The sequence below is a fragment of the Nonomuraea sp. NPDC001684 genome (assembly GCF_053596515.1).
This window is the reverse complement of the sequence record NZ_JBSFGJ010000204.1, coordinates 1-16424: the sequence shown is the minus strand read 5'-3', so window position 1 is coordinate 16424 and position 16424 is coordinate 1. Positions and strand designations below refer to the sequence as shown.

Genomic DNA, 16424 nt, shown 5'->3' with positions numbered 1-16424 from the left:
CCTCCGGATCGGAGGTGGAGGTCCACATGCCCGTCATGGTGGCAGGCGGTGGCCTCCGGCTTCAAAGGGATTGCTAGGCCGCCGCCTCCAGGTAGGGCGCCCATTGTGGATCGCCGACGAGCGAGGCGCCGATGAGCCGCCAGTGGGCGCCCCTCGGCACCGCCGGGAGGACGCGCAGCGTCCATCCCAGCTCCTCCAGGTATTTGTCGGCCTTGCGGTGGTTGCACGTCGTGCACGAGGCGACGCAGTTCTCCCACGTGTGGGTGCCGCCGCGCGATCTCGGGATCACGTGGTCGATGGTCTCGGCCCGCTGCCCGCAGTAGGCGCAGCGGTAGTCGTCGCGCCGCATGAGGGCGGCCCTGGTCAGCGGGATTCGGGACCGGTAGGGGATGCGGACGTATCTGCGGAGCCTGATCACCGAAGGCACGTCGAGGGTGCAGCTCGCCGAGCGGAGCTGGGCGCCCCGCCCGTCGCGGTGCACGACGTCGGCCTTCTCCCGCAGCACCAGGACGATGGCCCGGTGGAGCGAGAGCGTGGTGAGCGGCTCGTAGGTGGCGTTGAGCAGCAGGACCTGGCGCGTCATCGGGCCTCTCCCTGCCGCGCGCGTATCAAAGGGGACATGCCGTGGCATGTCCCGCCTGTCGGCCCCTCCTGGGGCACTGGTGCTTCCGTCACATGGACCTCCGCCGGACGGTCCAGCGGATGGTCACCACGGCACCGTCCTGTCACCAAGTCTGGCGTTAGCCGTAGCGTCCCCGCCACCCCATAATCTTCAAGCCGGAATGACCAGAGGGACACACGTTACGTTTTATGCCCGCTTCACCAGCGCTTTACGCCCCCACCTTGGCAGTAGGGTTCCTGGCATGACGCGAGAGCCTTATCCGACGGCACGCCGCGAAGACGTCGTCGACATCCTGCACGAAACGCCCGTCCCCGACCCGTACCGGTGGCTGGAGGACCCTGACAGCCCGGACACCAAGGAGTGGCTGCTCGCGCAGGCCGAGCTGTTCAACGCCAGCCGTGGCGAGCAGCGGTTCAAGGACCGCATCGCCGAGCTGCTGCGGTCCGGCTCGGTGGGGGTTCCGGCCTGGCGCGGGGAGCGCCGGTTCTTCTCCCGCCGCACGCCCGACCAGGAGCACGCGGTCTACTACGTGGTCGAGGCCGACGGCACCGAGCGGGCGCTGATCGACCCGATGGAGATCGACCCGTCCGGTCTCACCACGCTCGACGCCGTGCAGCCCGACAAGGAAGGGCGGCTGCTGGCGTACCAGATCTCGGTGGGCGGCGACGAGGAGTCGGTCCTCTACGTCATGGACGTCGCGACCGGGATGCGCGTCGAGGGCCCGATCGACCGCTGCCGCTACTCCCCCATCGCCTGGCTGCCCGGCGGCGAGGCGTTCTACTACGTGCGCAGGCTGCCGCGCACCGAGGTGCCGGAGAACGAGGCGCAGTTCCACCGCCGCGTCTACCTCCACCGCGTCGGCACCTCGACCGAGGACGACGTGATGATCTTCGGCCAGGGGCTGAAGATGACCAACTACTACGGCGTCTCCGTCTCGCGCGACGGCCACTGGCTCCAGGTCTCGGCGCACGAGGGCACCGCGCCGCGCAACGACCTGTGGGTGGCCGACCTGACCGCCTCGCCCGCCGACTCCCCCGACCTGAAGGTCGTGCAGGAGGGCGTCGACGCGCAGACCGCCCTGGTGTTCGGCCGCGACGGCCGGCTCTACGTCCACACCGACAGGGACGCCTCCCGCGGCCGGGTGTGCGTGACCGACCCGGCCGACCCCGGCTACGAGACCTGGCGCGACCTGATCCCCGAGGACCCCGAGGCGGTGCTGTCCGACTTCGCCATCCTCGACGACCTGGAGCGCCCGGTCATGCTGGTGGGCTGGACCCGCCACGCGATCAGCGAGATCACCGTCCACGACCTGGCGACCGGCGAGCGGGTCGGCTCGGTGCCGACGCCGGGGCTGGGCACGATCGGCGGCATCTCCGAGCGTCCCGAGGGCGGCTTCGAGGCGTGGTTCGGCTACACCGACAACACCACGCCGCCGACGATCCAGCGCTACGACGCCCGCACGGGCGAGACCACGCTGTGGGCCGCCTCGCCGGGCGCGGTCGAGGTGCCGCCGGTGCGCACGTCGCAGGTGGTGTACCGGTCCAAGGACGGCACCGACGTCCGGATGCTGATCATCTCCCCCGCCGACGAGCGGCCCGGCCCCCGGCCCACGATCCTGTACGGCTACGGCGGCTTCGGCCTGTCCATGACCCCCGGCTACTCGGCCTCGATCCTGGCCTGGGTCGAGGCGGGCGGCGTCTACGCCATCGCCAACCTGCGCGGCGGCGGCGAGGAGGGCGAGGACTGGCACCGCGCGGGCATGCTGGCCAACAAGCAGAACGTGTTCGACGACTTCCACGCCGCGGCCGAGCACCTCATCGAGACCGGCGTCACCACCCGCGAGCAGCTCGGCATCTCCGGCGGCTCCAACGGCGGCCTGCTGGTGGGCGCCGCGCTGACGCAGCGTCCCGACCTGTACGCGGCCGTGGTCTGCTCGGCTCCGCTGCTCGACATGATCAGGTACGAGAAGTTCGGCCTCGGCGCGACCTGGAACGTCGAGTACGGCAGTGCCGACGACCCCGAGCAGTTCGGCTGGTTGTGGGGGTATTCGCCCTACCACCGGGTCGAGGAGTCGGTGGCCTACCCGGCGACGTTGTTCACCGTCTTCCAGTCCGACACGCGGGTGCACCCGCTGCACGCCTGGAAGATGTGCGCGGCGTTGCAGCACGCCTCCACGGCCGGGCGGCCGGTGCTGCTGCGCAACGAGGCCGAGGTGGGCCACGGCGCCCGCTCGGTGAGCCGGACGGTCGACCTGTCGGCCGACACGCTGACCTTCCTCGCCCAGCACACCGGTCTGTAGTGTCGCAGGCATGAGCAGCCTGGGGCCGGCCGTCGTCGAGGCCGTCCCCAGCGCTGCGCTGCGGCCGTACGTCACCCGGCTCTGCGCCTACAGCGAGCACTATCCCGCGCCCGTCACGCGCGCCGAGGCCGCCCTTCCCGGGGCGGTGCTCATCCTGGGCGTCGGCGCGCCGATGGAGGCTTACGGTGAGCGGGTCAGGGCGTTCGCGGGCGGGCTCGCCGACCGGTTCGCGGTCACCCGCGTCGAGGGGCCGTGCGAGGGCGTGGAGGTGGTGCTCACGCCGTTCGGGGCGCGGCGGCTGTACGGGCTGCCGATGCGTCACCTGACGAGCCGGGTGGTCCCGGTGGAGGCGGTGCTCGGGCCGTGGGCCGGGGAGCTGCTCGACCGGCTGGCCGCGACGCCGTCGTGGCGGGAGCGGCTGGCCCTGACCGACCGGCTGCTGACCGCGCGCATCCTGGCCGGGCCGCAGGTGGGCCCCGAACTGCCGTGGGCGTGGGCGCGGCTGCTGGAGTCGGGCGGGCGGCTCGGCGTGTCGTCGCTGGCCGCGTCGCTGGGCTGGAGTCATCGGCATCTGGTGGCCCGCTTCCACGACCAGGTCGGGCTGGCCCCCAAGACGGCGGCCCGGGTGATCAGGTTCGGCCGGGCGGCGCGGCTGCTGCGCTCCGGCAGGCCGATCGCCGCGGTCGCGGCCGAGTGCGGCTTCTACGACCAGGCCCATCTCAACCGGGAGTTCCGGGCGCTCGGCGGCACCACGCCCGGTCAGATTCGTCCAAGACCCGCGGGCGGGCCGGCGGACATGCTGGAGCCATGAAACGCACTGTCTACGCACTGGCCCGCTACCAGCACCCGCAGGCGGCGCTCGACTTCCTGACCGCGGCGTTCGGGTTCCGGGTGCACGAGTCGTCGAAGGACGAGTCCGGGGTCGTCGAGCACGCCGAGCTGTTCGTCGAGGACGACCTGATCATGATCGGCCGGGGGAAGCCGGGCGGGCCCGGCGTCTACATCGCGGTCGACGACGTCGACGCCCACCACGATCACGCCAGGGCCGCGGGGGCCGTGATCACCATGGAGCTCACCGACCAGCCGTACGGCTCGCGCGAGTACGGCTGCAAGGACCCCGAAGGCAACTCCTGGTTCTTCGGGACGTACCGCCCGTAACCCCCTCGGAAAGGGGTCAGCGGGGGAAGACGACGGTCTTGTGTCCGTCGAGCAGGACGCGCTGCTCGGCGTGCCACTGGACCGCGCGGGCCAGCGCCACGCACTCCACGTCGCGCCCGATGCGCACGAGGTCGTCCGGCGAGTGGCTGTGGTTGACCCGGGCGACCTCCTGCTCGATGATCGGCCCCTCGTCGAGGTCGGAGGTCACGTAGTGGGCCGTGGCGCCGATGAGCTTGACGCCCCGGTTGTGGGCCTGGTGGTAGGGCTTGGCGCCCTTGAACGACGGCAGGAACGAGTGGTGGATGTTGATCGCCCGCCCGGCCAGCTTCTCGCACAGGTCCTCCGACAGCACCTGCATGTAGCGGGCCAGCACCACCAGGTCGACCTGGTAGTGCTCGACCAGCGCCAGCACCTCGGCCTCCTGCCTCGGCTTGGTCTCGGGCGTGATCGGCAGGTGGTGGTAGTCGATGCCGTACGACTGGGTGAGCGGGCGCAGGTCGGGGTGGTTGGAGGCGACCGCGACGACCTCGATGCCGAGCGTCTTCGACCTGACCCGGTAGAGCAGGTCGTTGAGGCAGTGGTCGAACCGGCTGACCATGATCAGCACGCGCGGCTTCCTGGCCACGTCGCGCAGCCTGAACTCCATGGCGAAGTCGGGGGCCAGGGCGGCGAAGGCGGCGCCCAGCTCGTCCTCGCCGAGCGGGCCGGAGAACTGCACGCGCATGAAGAACCGCTGGGCGACCCGGTCGCCGAACTGCTGGCTCTCGATGATGTTGCACCCGTGCGCCGCCAGCAGGCCGGAGACGGCGGCCACCACGCCGGGGCGGTCGGGGCAGGACAGGGTCAGGATGTACTCGGCGTGGCTGCTCATGCCTTCACTCTCGCGGACGTGGGATCGTAGGGCGCCTTGAGGCTGATCTGGGCAGAGTACAGGTCGCCGGCCACGTCGACCTCCACCTTCTCCAGCGTGACGCCGCCTTCCTGCGAGACCTCGGTGACGAAGCCCAGCGCCACGGACCTGCCGAGCGTGGGGCTGTGGGCCGCCGAGGTGACGTAGCCCACCGGGACGCCGTCGGACAGCAGGGACTCGCCGCCCCACAGGTGTGCGGCGGGGTCGTCCAGCACGATCGAGACTACCCTGCGCGACGGCGTCTCCAGAGCGTGCCGCGCTCCCCGGTAGCCGCCGCTCTTCTTGCAGGTGAAACGCAGTCCGGCGGCGGCGGGGGTGATCTCGGGGCCCAGCTCGCGGCCCCAGGCGCGGTAGCCCTTCTCGATGCGCATGGCCTCGATGGCGTAGTGACCGGCCTGGGTCAGCCCGCCGGCGCCCATGAGCGTCTCGTGCACGGTGACGGCGAACTCGGCGGGCACGTACAACTCCCAGCCCAGCTCGCCCACGTACGTGACGCGGGTGGCGCGCACGGTGGCGTGACCGAGGTCGACCAGCCGGGACGTGCCGAAGTCGAAGGCGGAGAAGTCGGACTTCGACACCGACTGCAGGATCGTCCTGGACGAGGGGCCCATCACGCCGAAGACCGCGTACGCGCCGGTGACGTCCACCAGGACCGCCCGCCGGTCGCCGAGGCCCTTGGAGATGTGGTCGAAGTCCCTGGTGGTCTGGGCCGAACCGGTCACGATCAGGTACTCGTCGCGGGCCACGCGCGTCACCGTCAGGTCCGACTCGTAGCCGCCCCGGTCGTTGAGCAGGCCGGTGTAGACGACCCGGCCGGGCTCGACGTCCACGTCGGCGGTGCACAGCCACTGCAACGCCTCCATGGCCTCGGGGCCCTTGAGGACGAACTTGGAGAAGGCCGTCTGGTCGAACAGCGCCGCCGCGTTCCGGCAGGCCGCCACCTCGGCGTCCACGTACGGCTGCCATCCCGGCCGCCCGAACGTGGACGGCGTGGCGGGCCCGAAGTAGTTGACCCGCTCCCAGCCCATCTTCGACCCGAAGCGCGCCCCGGCCTGCGCCAGCAGGTGGTGGACCGGCGAGCGGCGCAGCGGCCGGGCGGTCTCCGGCTCCCGGTCCGGCCAGGACATCGCGTAGTGCAGCCCCAGCGTCTCGGTGACCCGGTCGCGCAGCCAGGTGTCGTTGCCGGCCCAGCGGGCGAAGCGCCGGATGTCGGCGGGCCACAGGTCGCCGGTCGGCTCGCCGTTCACGATCCACTCGGCCAGCGCGCGGCCGGCGCCGCCCGCCGAGGCGATGCCGGCCGAGTTGAACCCCGCGCCGACGAACAGGCCGCGCACCTCGGGGGTCTCGCCGAGCAGGAACATGTTGTCGGGCGTGAAGCTCTCCGGCCCGTTGTAGAACATCCTGATCCCGGCGCTCTCCAGCGCCGGGACGCGCTGGATCGCGTTCTCCATGATGATCGCGAACTGGTCCCAGTCCGCCTCCAGGAGCTGGAACTCGAAGGGGTGGGGGATGCCGTCCATGCCCCAGGGCTTGGCGTCCGGCTCGAAGCCGCCCACGACCAGGCCGCCGACCTCCTCCTTCAGGTAGGCGTAGCCGTCGGGGTCGCGCAGCACGGGCAGGTCGGGGCGCACGCCGGGGATGCGTTCGGTGACCACGTAGTAGTGCTCGGCCGAGTGCAGCGGGACGGTCGCGCCGGCCATCCTGCCGACCTCCTTGGCCCACTGTCCGGCGCAGTTGACCAGCACCTCGGTCTCGATGTGCCCCTCGGAGGTGTGCACGCCGCGCACGGCGCCGTCGCGCACGGTGACGCCGGTGACCCGGACCCGCTCGATCACCTGGACGCCGTGCCGCTGGGCTCCCCTGGCCAGCGCCTGCGTGAGGTCCGCCGGGTTGGCCTTGCCGTCGCCGGGCAGCCAGACGCCGCCCACCAGGTCGTCGGTGCGCATGACCGGCCACAGCTCGCCCGCCTCGCGCGCGCTGACGACCTCGGCCTGGATGCCGTAGTTCCGGGCGGCGGCCGCGGTGCGCCGCAACTGGGTCATGCGCTCGGGGGTGCGGGCCACGCTGACGCTGCCGCACTGCTTCCAGCCGGTGCCGAAGCCGGTCTCGGCCTCCAGGCGGGCGTACAGGTCGGTGCTGTACTTGATCAGCCTGGTCATGCTCTCGGTGCTGCGGAGCTGGCCGACGAGCCCGGCGGCGTGCCAGGTGGTGCCGCAGGAGAGCTGCCCCTGTTCGAGCAGCACGACGTCGGTCCAGCCCAGCTGGGCCAGGTGGTAGGCCACGCTGCAGCCCGCGATGCCGCCGCCGATGATCACGACCTGTGCCCGGGAGGGCAGGGATGTCAAGAGATGCTCCTCAAGCGATTGATCCCCGGCCAGCTGCGGACGTTGCGCAGCATGGCGATGAACGCCTGCTCGGCGGGCCCCAGCAGCCGGTCGCGGCGGTGGGCCAGCACGATGGGGCGGGGCTTGGGCGCGGGCAGCACCTCCAGGGCCGCCAGCCGCCCGTCGGCGAGCTCCTGCTCGACGCAGTGCTCGGACACCAGTGAGACGCCGAGCCCCGCGGCGACCGCCTGCTTGATCGTCTCCGGGCCCCAGATCTCGCTGCGGCCGGCCTCTTCGAGCCCCCACGTCTCCAGCGCCTGCTCCTGCAGCTCGCGGGTGGAGGAGCCGGGCTCGCGGATGAGGAAGAACTCGCCCGTCAGGTCGGCGGGCTCGGCGCGGCCCTTGCTGGACAGCCGGTGGCCCGGCTGGGTGATGACGACGAGCCGGTCCTCCAGGATCGGCTCGCTGACGAGCTGCGCCGCGCCGGGCTCGCCGGCCAGCACCGCGACGCCGATCTCGCCGTCCACCAGGCCGCGCTCGACCCGCTGGCCGTTGCCGACCTGGATGCCGAGCTCGATGCCCGGATGACGGTCGCGGAAGGCGGCCAGCAACGGCGGCAGGAGGTACGTGCCGACGGTGGTGGTGCCTCCCGCGACCAGCTTGCCGGTCTGCAGCCCGGAGACCTGCCGGATGGCGGCCACGGCCTCGTCGGCCAGCAGGAACACCCGCCTGGCGTACTCCAGCATCACCTCGCCCTCGGGGGTGAGCCTGATGCGGGCGCCGCTGCGGTCGATCAGTGTGGCGCGCAGCGCCTGCTCAAGCTGCCTGACCTGGTGTGACACGGACGGCTGGCTGAGGTAGAGCTTCTGCGCGGCGGCCGAGAAGCCGCCGCACTCCACGACCGTCATGAAGATCCAGAGCCGGTGCAGGTTGAGCTGCATGTCGTCGTTAACCCCTAGCTGCCTCGATCGACTCTCGGAGCGCGTCCTCAAGCTGTTCCAGCCGGTGCCAGGGGATCTCACCCATCGTGCAGATCCTGAAGAAGTCCGCGGAAAGTTGCCCCTGACCGGCGTAGATAACGTAACCGCGCTTTTTGAGCTCATCATGAAGCGCCGCATAAGTTACGTTTTCGGGGAGATGAAGCATTGTTACGGTGTTTGACCTGAATTGTTCATCAACGAGGATTTCCAGGCCGAGCCGCGCGAACTGGCCGCGGACGAGGGCCGCCCGCTCGCGGTACAGCCGGGTCCGCGCCGCGAAGCCGCCCGCCTCCTCGTACTCCTTGATCGCCTCGTCGAGGGAGTAGCAGACCTGCACGGCCGGGGTGAACGGCACGTCGCCCTTGCGCTGACCGGCCAGGTAGCTGGCGGCGTTGAGGTAGAGGCTGCGCGCGGGCGCCTCCTGGATCCGCTCGATCGCGGCCTCGCTGCACAGGATGAACGACATGCCGGGCAGCCCGTGCAGGCCCTTGTTGGCGGTGCCGCAGACGACGTCCGCCCTGACCTGCGCCAGGTCCTGGTCCTCGATCGCGGTGCCGCTGATCGCGTCGATCACGAACAGCGCGCCGTGCTCGGCCACGACCTCGCCGATCTCCTTGATCGGGTTGATCAGGCCGGTCGTGGTCTCGTGGTGCACGCAGACCACGGCGTCCACGTCGTCGCGCCCGGCCAGCGCCGCCCGGACGGCCTCGGGGTCGGCCGGTACCGTCCAGTCGCTCCTGACCTCGTGGAACGGGATGCCGTGCGCCTTCGCGATCTTGATCATCCGGTCGCCGTAGACGCCGTTGTTCACGACGAGCACGCCGCGTCCCGCGCGGACGGAGCTGATGACCGCCATCTCCATGGCCGCGGTTCCCGACCCGGTGACCAGCAGCGCCTCGTGCGTGCCGCCGAGGTTCAGGCACCGGGGCAGGGCCTCGCGGATCCTGAACAGCAACTCCGTGAACTCGGGCTCGCGGTGGCAGAGGTCGCCGCGAAGCAGGGCGTCCTTGACCCGCTTCGACGTACATGCGGGCCCGGGATTCAACAGAATGAGTTCTTCGTCCATCAATCCACTCGATCTTGGGTAGTTATCCGGCATTACGGACGCTATCCGGGGTGGCGCCGCACGGGACAGCCGCCTTTCACCTATGAGGGCCATAAGGGAATCGGGCTTGTCCGTGCCGAGCAGCGCCGACTGGGATGGGACACGTGCCGTTGGAGACCGTCGTACTGATCGGGGTCGCGGGGCTGTTCGCCGTCGTGTCCGGGATCAACGACGGCGGGGCGCTGCTGGCGACCGGGCTCAAGCTGCCGGTGATCAGGCCGGCCGTCGGCATCCTCGCGCTCGTGCTGCTCGTCACGGTGGTCCCGCTGGTCACCCACCAGGTGGCGCTGACGTTCGTGAACCGGCTGGCGGGCTTCCACGCCCCCGGCGGCCAGGCCGCGATGACCGTGGGCGTGCTCTGCGCGCTGGCGGTGGTGTTCACGCTCAGCGCGAAGGGCCGGCCGACCAGCCTCACGCTGGCCGTGGTGGGCGGGCTCACCGGGGCCGGGCTGGGGTGGGGGCTGCCGGTGTCGGGCGGCTCGGTGGCGCTCGTGCTGGTCTTCGGGCTGGCCGCGCCGTTCGTGGGGGCGCTGCTGTCGTGGCTGCTCATCCGGCTGCTCGTCCGGGTGACCGACGCGCCCGGCCTGACCCGCTGGCACTGGGCCGGGTTCCTGCTCCAGACGCTCGCCTACGCGGCCAACGACGGGCAGAAGATGCTGGCCGTCTTCATGATCGCGCTCGGCTTCCAGGGCGCGCCCCTGGCCTGCACCTCGCTGGTGGCGGTGCTGTTCGGGCTCGGCGCGCTCTACGGGCTGCCCAGGGCGGGCCGTACGCTGAGCCGCGAGATCATCGTCTCCCGGCCCGCGCACGGCGTCGCGGCCGAACTGGCCGCGGGCACCGCCGTGCTCGCCTGCGCCGCGCTGGGTATGCCCGTGAGCATGACGCAGGCCGTGGCCGGCGGGCTGGTCGGCGCCGGGGTCGCGCAGGGCGGCGGCCGCGTCCGCTGGTACGCCGCCGTCAAGATCGTCGTGGCCTGGCTGCTGACGCTCCCGCTGAGCGGCCTGCTGGCCACGACGGCGGCGTTCGTCCTGAAGGGGCTGAGGGGGACGTGGTGAAGCGATGGCGCCGGATCCGTGACCTCATGACCGGCCGCATGGACGGCGCGCTCACCGGCGCCCTGCTCGGCCAGCTCAAGGCCACCAAGCAGGGCGCGTGGCTGGCGATGGCCATGATCGGCGGCGAGGTCGGCAGGACCGGCGCGCACGAGCGGATGCGCGCGATCGAGCACCTCGGCGACGAGGAGCGCGCCCGCCTGGTCGAGGAGCTCAAGACCGCGCTGGTCACGCCCATCGACCCCGAGGACCTGTTCCGCCTGTCGCGCTCGATCGACGACGTGCTGGACTCGCTGCGGGACTTCGTGCGCGAGTCGCACCTGTACCGGGTGCCCGACCAGATCCGCTTCACGCCGCTGCTCGACCAGGTCATCGTGGGCATCGACGCCCTGGAGAGCGCCGTGCGCGGCCTGGCCGCCCGGCCCTCGGCGGTGGTGCAGGACGCCCTGGAGGCCAAGAAGGCCGGCGGCGCGATCCGGCGCATGTACCAGTACGAGATCTCCCGGATCTTCTCCGGCGAGGTCACCTCGGACGCGCTCAAGCAGCGCGAGCTGGTGCGCCGCCTGGAGATCGTGGGCATGGCCATCGGCGAGGCGGCGGACGCCATCGCCGACGGCGCCATGAAACGCTGACCGTCAGGCCGCCCGCCCGGCGAAGGCGTCGACGCCGGTCAGCTCGGCCGACAACCGCCACAGGCGGGCGGCCTGCTCGGGGTCGGTGGCATGGGGATGGACCCCGCCGCCGGAGCCGTCGGCCGGCTCGGCGATGTCGCAGTCTTCGCAGTAGACCCCGCCCATGCCGTCGAGCTGCGGCGAGGTGGCCGCCCACAGCTGGGTGGCCGCGCCCTGCTCAGGGCTCTTGAAGCCGGGATTGAGCAGGTTGCCCTGCTCGTCGATCCAGCCCGCCTCGACCATCTCCTGCTTGGTCAGGTGGCGCTGGAGCGGGGTCAGGATGCCGCCGGGGTGCACCGCGAACGCCCGCACCCCCGCGTCCTTGGCCAGGGCGTCGAGGTGCACGGCGAACAGCACGTTGGCCGTCTTCGCCTGGCCGTAGGCCTGCCACTTGTCGTAGCCGCGTTCGAACATCACGTCGTCCCAGCGCATGCCGGAGCGCCGGTGGCCGGCGGAGGAGACGGCCACGACCCGGCCGCCGCCGCGCTCGACGGCCGGCCACAGGCGGTTGACCAGCGCGTAGTGGCCGAGGTGGTTGGTGGCGAACTGGGCCTCCCAGCCGGGGCCGACCCGCGTCTCGGGACAGGCCATGATGCCGGCGTTGTTGATCAGGAGGTGCAGGTCGCGGCCGGAGGCCAGGAACTCCTCGGCGAAGCGCCGCACGCTGTCGAGGTCGCCCAGGTCGAGCTCGCCCACCTCGACGCGGTCGATGCCGGCCAGGGCCTCCTCGGCCGCGCCGCGACGCCGGGCCGGGACGACGACCTGGGCTCCGGCGTCGCTGAGCGCGCGGGTGGTCTGCAGGCCGAGGCCGGAGTAGCCGCCGGTGACGAGCGCGACCCTGCCGGTGAGGTCGATGCCCTTGAGCACCTCGTCCGCGGTGCTTCTCGCGCCGAAACCCGAACCGATCCTGTGCTGAGGCGTTGTCATGGGACCGACGTTACGAATTGAAGTGCGCTCTAAGTCAAACCGACCCGCCGGGCCGCCCGCCCGGATCAGAGGCCGAGGGCCGGGGCCAGGCGCTGGAGCTGGCCCAAGGCGTCGTCGAGGTCGGGGACGCCCGGCGACAGCGGCTGGACGGCCACGTGGTCGGCCCCGGCGTCGAGGTGGGCCCGCAACCGCGCGGCGACCTGCCCTTCGTCGCCCCAGGCCACGATGGCGTCGGCCAGCCGGTCGCTGCCGCCGCCCGCGAAGTCGGCGTCGGTGAAGCCCAGGGCGCGCAGGTTGCCCAGGTAGTTGGGCAGGGTCAGGTAGTAGGCCAGGTGGGCGCGGGCGATCTCGCGGGCCCTTGCCGGGTCGGTCTCCAGCACCACGGCCTGCTCGGGCACCAGCAGCCGGTTCGCGCCGAGGACGCGGCGGGCCTGCTCGGTGTGCTCGGGCGGCACGAAGTAGGTGTGGGCGCCGTCGGCCCGGTCTCTGGACAGCTCCAGCATCCGGGGCCGCAGCGCCGCCAGCAGCCGGGGCGCCCGCGCCGCGGGCAGGCCCTCCTCGGCGGCGTCCATGCCGTCGAGGTAGGCGCGCATCGCGCTCAGCGGCTTGTCGTAGGCGTGGCCGCGGCTGCCGACCAGCGGGCCGTGGCTGACCCCGATGCCCAGCACGAAACGGCCGGGGAAGGCGTCGGCCAGCGTCTTCGCGCCCGCCGTCATGCCCGTCGCGTCGCGGCCCCAGATGCTGGCGATGCCGGTCGCGACCGCGACGCGGGTGGTGGCCGCCAGCAGGACGGCCGCGGTGGTGAGCGGCTCCTTGCTCTGCCGGCCCTCGTTGATCCACACGGAGCCGTAGCCCAGCCGCTCGATCTCGGCCGCCGCGCGCCGCGCCTGCTCGGCGGGGGCCTTGCCGATCAGCGGATGCCACACCCCGAAGTGCCCGGTCTCCATGGCCGCTCCCTCGACTAGAATGTTCGATCGAGATGGAACACTACACCAATGTTCGACCGCCATCGAACAGAGCGCGCGGCCTGACCCACACCTCGCCCGTCGAGGTGTCGCTGCAGGCCGCCCTCGACGCGCTCGGCGACCCGGTCCGCCGCCGCATCGTCCGCGAGCTGGCCGGGGAGCCCGACTGGGCGCGCGCCTGCGGCACGTTCGCCCACCTGCCGGTGGCCAAGTCCACGCTCAGCCACCACTTCGGGGTGCTGCGCCAGGTCGGCCTGCTGGAGCAGCGCGACGAAGGCGCCCGCCGGCTCAACCGGCTGCGCCGCGCGGAGTTCGACGAACGTTTCCCCGGCCTGCTCGCCCTCGTCGTCGAGGAGCCGGAGGGCGCCTAGGGCATGCGGCGGCCCGGGCGGGTAGAGGCAGGCCCATGCAGATGCGCCCGTTCGCCCGTAACCTCCTCGCCACCACGGCCGCGGTCACCGTCACGGCCACGCTCGGCAGCCTGGCCACCTCCTCCGGCTCGGCCTGGTACCGCCGGCTGCGCAAGCCCCGCTGGCAGCCGCCCAGCCAGGCGTTCGGCCTGGTCTGGACGCCGGTCTACGCCCTCATCGCCTACGCCGGCGCGCGCGCCCTGACCAGCGGCGACGACCGGGCCGGCCTGGCCCGCGCCCTGGGCGCCAACCTCGCGCTCAACGCCGCCTGGACCCCGCTGTTCTTCGGCGCCCGCTCCCCGCGCCTGGCGCTGGCCGACATCGTCGCGCTCGACGCGGCCAACCTCGTGCTGCTGCGCCGCTTCCTGCGCGCCGACCGCCGCGCCGGGCTGGCCCTGCTGCCCTACGTCGGCTGGACGGCCTTCGCCACCGCGCTCAACGCCTCCATCGCCGCCCGCAACCCCTGACCGGAACCCCGCCCGAAGGCGGGGCCCCGCCCGCGCGGTCAGGAGACGCGCAGGTCGTCCACCGCCCAGTACCAGTTGTTGGTCGCGTCGAAGTAGTGGAACTTGACCCTCATCGACCTGGCCCCGGCCGGCACGGCCACCGCGAGCGACTCGTTCCTGGCGACCGCGTCGGCCGTGTAGTTCTTCACCAGCGTGTCCGCGCCGCCGTCGAACGACACGAGCACCTGCGCCTTCTGCGCGCCGTCCGCGCGGTAGTGGGTGGCGTAGGCGAGGGTGACGGACGTCCGGCCGGTCACGGTGTAGGCGGGCGAGACGAGCGTCGAGTCGAACGTCCCGGTCCCGTGCGCCTTGTCGTCCCACTCGTCGGAGTCGGCCACCGCGAAGGTGCCCCTGGACCGGACGTTCAGCTCCCGCTGCTGGTCACGGGCCGCCCGCGACCAGAACTCGTCCGTGGTGAACGCCCAGCCACGCCACTCCTGAACGCCCCCTGACGGCATCCTGGACGCGTCCGCCGACCAGCCCGCGGGCGGCGTGTGCGAGTAGCCGAGCACGCCGGCCGGGATGCCGGTCTCGTCGGTCCTGCCGGACAGCGCGACGCCCTCGAACGGGTCGCCGGTCCTGGTGTCGACGCGCCGGCCGTCGATCCCGCCCGGCACGGCCAGCCCCAGCCCGGTGAAGACCGCGGCCGTCACGTCCACCAGGCGCGTGTCGGCCGGCCGCGCCCCGGCGGCGATGCCCGGCCCGGACGCCAGGACGAACGTGCGACGCTCCTCGATCGAGGACCCGCCGTGCCCGCCCGCGTCGGTGTGCCCGTGGTCGGTGGCCACGATCACCGTCCAGCGCTCGCTCGCGTACGTCGGTCTGGCCCTGACCGCGGCCAGCAGCCGGCCGATCCGGGCGTCGGCGTCGTGGATCGCGGTCAGATAGGCGGCCGAGCCCGCGCCGCTGCCGTGCCCGGCGATGTCGATCGCGCCCAGGTAGACGAAGGCGGCGTCCGGGTTCTTCGTGCGCAGGACGGTCTCGCTGACCTGGGTGAGGCGCTCGTCCTCGGCCGGGTAGCCGTCGGCGTCGCCGTCCAGGACCACCCTGGCGTCGATCCGGGGGCCGAAGGTGCCCTGGTCGGCGAGCGGCTTCCAGTCGAGGGCGGCGTAGGTGGAGTGGCCGGCGCCGGTGTTCTCCAGCCGGGTCAGGAAGTCGGGGTAGCGGTCGTAGTGCTTGCCGGCGAAGGTGTTGTCCTTGACGCCGTGCAGGTCGGGCCAGACGCCGGTGGCGATCGTGGACCAGCCGGGGCCGCTGGAGGTGGCGGCCATCGGGCTGGTGTAGAGCAGGCTCGTGCCGAACGTGCCGCCGCTGATCAGGGCGTCGAGGTTGGGGGCGTCGGCGGGGGCGATGCGGTCGTGGCGTAACCCGTCGAGGCCGATGACCAGGACCTTGTCGCTGCTGATGCCGTTCGGGACGTCGGGCACGGGCACGGGCGCGGCCAGGGCGGTCGCGCCGTTGAGGACCTTGCCCTCGGGAGCGGGTGCGGGATCGGCCGCCTGATGCGCCAGGGCCGCCGGCGCGGGGACCGACACGGCCGCGGCCACGAGAGCGGGCAGGATGCGCCATCGTTGCATGGACGTACTCCTCGCTGAGTGCTGGGGTGATCCGGCTGAAGGATCTCCAGCGTCAGGCGGGTGCGTGAATAGCGTCTTTCCGATGGACGCCATAGAGGGAAAAGGGGGCCCAAATGGGCAGTAGCCAACGTCCCGCCGCCCGCGTCGTCTGCCTCGACCGCGACGGGCGCGTCCTGCTCATGCACTGGTACGACCCGGTCAGCGGCACGGACGTGTGGGAACCCCCGGGCGGCGGCCTCGACCCGGGCGAGACGCCGCTGGAGGCCGCCCGGCGCGAGCTGGCCGAGGAGACCGGGCTGCCCGGCTCGGCCGTCGGCCAGCACCGGGTCGACGTCGAGCGCGACTTCTCCTGGCTGGGCGTGCGTTACGTGAAGACCGAGCCGTTCTTCCTGGCCACCTTCGACGAGGCGCGCCCGCGGGTGACCCCCGCCGCGCTCACCGAGGAGGAGCTCGGCGTCTACCGCGGTCACACCTGGGCCGAGGAGATGCCGTACGGCGTCGAGCCGCCGGAACTGGCCGACGTGGTGGCCGCCCTGCGCGCCGCCGCCCGCCACTGAACCCGCCGCTGAACCCGCCGCTGAACCGCCCCGCGCGCCGCTGAACCCGCCGCTACACCTCGATCGTGCGGCCCGCCGTGGCCACCGCGAGGTCGCCCGGGTAGGACCTGGCCGCCGCCGCCAGCGCCGGCTCGGGCCGGGTGCCGGGCCACAGGTGGGTAAGCAGCAGCCGGGCGGCCCCGGCCGCCGCGGCGGTGCGGCCCGCGTCGGCGGCGCTGGACAGGTAGGGGGCGTCCTCGCCGGGCACCTGCTCGGGATAGGTCGCCTCGGCCACCAGCAGGTCGGCGCCCGCGGCCAGCGTGACGAGGTCGGCGGCAGCGACAGGTACGGAGGGATCAACGTTCAGCCTTTCTTGCCGACG

The 16424-nt window shown here is 72.3% G+C and carries 16 protein-coding genes and 1 pseudogene; 8 read left to right on the top strand and 9 right to left on the bottom strand.

Annotation, left to right across the window (positions count from 1 at the left end; translation table 11 throughout):
- Window positions 1-73: 73 nt before the first annotated feature.
- Complete coding sequence (locus tag ACWCSD_RS29720; RefSeq protein ID WP_352322827.1) at window positions 74-583, bottom strand: HNH endonuclease; 510 nt, start codon at window positions 581-583, stop codon at window positions 74-76.
- A gap of 280 nt (window positions 584-863) precedes the next feature.
- Here ACWCSD_RS29720 and ACWCSD_RS29715 point away from each other — a divergent pair, with 280 nt between their 5' ends.
- Genes ACWCSD_RS29715 through ACWCSD_RS29705 form a run of 3 tightly spaced genes read left to right on the top strand, consistent with a single transcriptional unit; the run spans window position 864 to window position 4079 of the window.
- Window positions 864-2921 carry a prolyl oligopeptidase family serine peptidase gene (locus ACWCSD_RS29715; RefSeq protein WP_387679074.1) on the top strand — a complete coding sequence of 686 codons (2058 nt, stop codon included), beginning with the start codon at window positions 864-866 and terminating at the stop codon, window positions 2919-2921.
- Between the two features lie 10 nt (window positions 2922-2931).
- Complete coding sequence (locus tag ACWCSD_RS29710) at window positions 2932-3732, top strand: helix-turn-helix domain-containing protein (RefSeq protein WP_397161734.1); 801 nt, start codon at window positions 2932-2934, stop codon at window positions 3730-3732.
- Entirely contained in the window at window positions 3729-4079 is a 351-nt protein-coding gene (locus ACWCSD_RS29705; protein WP_449919698.1) for a VOC family protein, read from the top strand. The genes ACWCSD_RS29710 and ACWCSD_RS29705 overlap by 4 nt, the downstream gene beginning before the upstream one ends.
- Before the next feature lie 16 nt (window positions 4080-4095).
- Here ACWCSD_RS29705 and purU read toward each other — a convergent pair whose 3' ends face one another.
- From purU to ACWCSD_RS29685, 4 genes are read right to left on the bottom strand one after another with little or no spacing between them, the layout of a single operon-like run.
- Window positions 4096-4950 carry a formyltetrahydrofolate deformylase gene (gene purU, locus ACWCSD_RS29700; protein ID WP_352322831.1) on the bottom strand — a complete coding sequence of 285 codons (855 nt, stop codon included), beginning with the start codon at window positions 4948-4950 and terminating at the stop codon, window positions 4096-4098.
- Window positions 4947-7334, bottom strand: coding sequence for a GcvT family protein (locus ACWCSD_RS29695; protein ID WP_449919696.1), 2388 nt, complete (start codon window positions 7332-7334; stop codon window positions 4947-4949). The genes purU and ACWCSD_RS29695 overlap by 4 nt, the downstream gene beginning before the upstream one ends.
- Window positions 7331-8254, bottom strand: coding sequence for a LysR family transcriptional regulator (locus ACWCSD_RS29690; protein ID WP_352360491.1), 924 nt, complete (start codon window positions 8252-8254; stop codon window positions 7331-7333). Before ACWCSD_RS29690 ends, ACWCSD_RS29695 begins: the two co-directional genes overlap by 4 nt.
- A 7-nt stretch (window positions 8255-8261) precedes the next feature.
- Window positions 8262-9452: a pyridoxal-phosphate-dependent aminotransferase family protein gene (locus ACWCSD_RS29685; RefSeq protein WP_449919693.1), complete on the bottom strand. Its 1191-nt coding sequence runs from the start codon at window positions 9450-9452 to the stop codon at window positions 8262-8264.
- A 50-nt stretch (window positions 9453-9502) separates the two neighbouring features.
- Here ACWCSD_RS29685 and ACWCSD_RS29680 point away from each other — a divergent pair, with 50 nt between their 5' ends.
- Together ACWCSD_RS29680 and ACWCSD_RS29675 are read left to right on the top strand one after the other, a co-directional pair.
- The gene (locus ACWCSD_RS29680; protein WP_449919690.1) at window positions 9503-10453 is read left to right on the top strand and encodes an inorganic phosphate transporter; all 951 of its coding nucleotides are present in this window, start codon (window positions 9503-9505) and stop codon (window positions 10451-10453) included.
- The gene (locus ACWCSD_RS29675) at window positions 10450-11082 is read left to right on the top strand and encodes a DUF47 domain-containing protein (protein WP_352360497.1); all 633 of its coding nucleotides are present in this window, start codon (window positions 10450-10452) and stop codon (window positions 11080-11082) included. Before ACWCSD_RS29680 ends, ACWCSD_RS29675 begins: the two co-directional genes overlap by 4 nt.
- A gap of 3 nt (window positions 11083-11085) precedes the next feature.
- Here ACWCSD_RS29675 and ACWCSD_RS29670 read toward each other — a convergent pair whose 3' ends face one another.
- Both ACWCSD_RS29670 and ACWCSD_RS29665 read right to left on the bottom strand, forming a co-directional pair.
- Window positions 11086-12048 carry an SDR family NAD(P)-dependent oxidoreductase gene (locus tag ACWCSD_RS29670; RefSeq protein ID WP_397161739.1) on the bottom strand — a complete coding sequence of 321 codons (963 nt, stop codon included), beginning with the start codon at window positions 12046-12048 and terminating at the stop codon, window positions 11086-11088.
- A gap of 65 nt (window positions 12049-12113) precedes the next feature.
- Window positions 12114-12995: a TIGR03620 family F420-dependent LLM class oxidoreductase gene (locus tag ACWCSD_RS29665; protein WP_449919687.1), complete on the bottom strand. Its 882-nt coding sequence runs from the start codon at window positions 12993-12995 to the stop codon at window positions 12114-12116.
- Window positions 12996-13027: 32 nt separating this feature from the next.
- Here ACWCSD_RS29665 and ACWCSD_RS29660 point away from each other — a divergent pair, with 32 nt between their 5' ends.
- Both ACWCSD_RS29660 and ACWCSD_RS29655 read left to right on the top strand, forming a co-directional pair.
- Window positions 13028-13384, top strand: coding sequence for an ArsR/SmtB family transcription factor (locus tag ACWCSD_RS29660; protein ID WP_352360503.1), 357 nt, complete (start codon window positions 13028-13030; stop codon window positions 13382-13384).
- Between the two features lie 35 nt (window positions 13385-13419).
- Window positions 13420-13890: a TspO/MBR family protein gene (locus ACWCSD_RS29655; protein WP_358294706.1), complete on the top strand. Its 471-nt coding sequence runs from the start codon at window positions 13420-13422 to the stop codon at window positions 13888-13890.
- Between the two features lie 38 nt (window positions 13891-13928).
- Here the strand turns inward: ACWCSD_RS29655 and ACWCSD_RS29650 are convergent, their stop codons facing one another.
- On the bottom strand, window positions 13929-15506 hold the full coding sequence (locus ACWCSD_RS29650; RefSeq protein ID WP_449919684.1) for an alkaline phosphatase family protein: 1578 nt from the start codon (window positions 15504-15506) through the stop codon (window positions 13929-13931).
- Between the two features lie 113 nt (window positions 15507-15619).
- Here ACWCSD_RS29650 and ACWCSD_RS29645 point away from each other — a divergent pair, with 113 nt between their 5' ends.
- Window positions 15620-16063, top strand: coding sequence for an NUDIX domain-containing protein (locus ACWCSD_RS29645; protein WP_449919682.1), 444 nt, complete (start codon window positions 15620-15622; stop codon window positions 16061-16063).
- Window positions 16064-16115: 52 nt separating this feature from the next.
- On the opposite strand, the pseudogene ACWCSD_RS29640 reads toward ACWCSD_RS29645, so the two are convergent.
- A pseudogene (locus ACWCSD_RS29640) lies at window positions 16116-16424 on the bottom strand (hypothetical protein); the annotation flags it as partial.

What these genes read in the sequence shown, in the direction of transcription:
- purU (WP_352322831.1), bottom strand. Translation starts at nt 4,950, where the DNA reads ATGAGCAGCCACGCCGAGTACATCCTGACCCTGTCCTGCCCCGACCGC.
- ACWCSD_RS29715 (WP_387679074.1), top strand. Translation starts at nt 864, where the DNA reads ATGACGCGAGAGCCTTATCCGACGGCACGCCGCGAAGACGTCGTCGAC.
- ACWCSD_RS29690 (WP_352360491.1), bottom strand. Translation starts at nt 8,254, where the DNA reads ATGCAGCTCAACCTGCACCGGCTCTGGATCTTCATGACGGTCGTGGAG.
- ACWCSD_RS29685 (WP_449919693.1), bottom strand. Translation starts at nt 9,452, where the DNA reads ATGGCCCTCATAGGTGAAAGGCGGCTGTCCCGTGCGGCGCCACCCCGG.
- ACWCSD_RS29660 (WP_352360503.1), top strand. Translation starts at nt 13,028, where the DNA reads ATGGAACACTACACCAATGTTCGACCGCCATCGAACAGAGCGCGCGGC.
- ACWCSD_RS29650 (WP_449919684.1), bottom strand. Translation starts at nt 15,506, where the DNA reads ATGCAACGATGGCGCATCCTGCCCGCTCTCGTGGCCGCGGCCGTGTCG.
- ACWCSD_RS29720 (WP_352322827.1), bottom strand. Translation starts at nt 583, where the DNA reads ATGACGCGCCAGGTCCTGCTGCTCAACGCCACCTACGAGCCGCTCACC.
- ACWCSD_RS29645 (WP_449919682.1), top strand. Translation starts at nt 15,620, where the DNA reads ATGGGCAGTAGCCAACGTCCCGCCGCCCGCGTCGTCTGCCTCGACCGC.
- ACWCSD_RS29665 (WP_449919687.1), bottom strand. Translation starts at nt 12,995, where the DNA reads ATGGAGACCGGGCACTTCGGGGTGTGGCATCCGCTGATCGGCAAGGCC.
- ACWCSD_RS29710 (WP_397161734.1), top strand. Translation starts at nt 2,932, where the DNA reads ATGAGCAGCCTGGGGCCGGCCGTCGTCGAGGCCGTCCCCAGCGCTGCG.
- ACWCSD_RS29705 (WP_449919698.1), top strand. Translation starts at nt 3,729, where the DNA reads ATGAAACGCACTGTCTACGCACTGGCCCGCTACCAGCACCCGCAGGCG.
- ACWCSD_RS29670 (WP_397161739.1), bottom strand. Translation starts at nt 12,048, where the DNA reads ATGACAACGCCTCAGCACAGGATCGGTTCGGGTTTCGGCGCGAGAAGC.
- ACWCSD_RS29655 (WP_358294706.1), top strand. Translation starts at nt 13,420, where the DNA reads ATGCAGATGCGCCCGTTCGCCCGTAACCTCCTCGCCACCACGGCCGCG.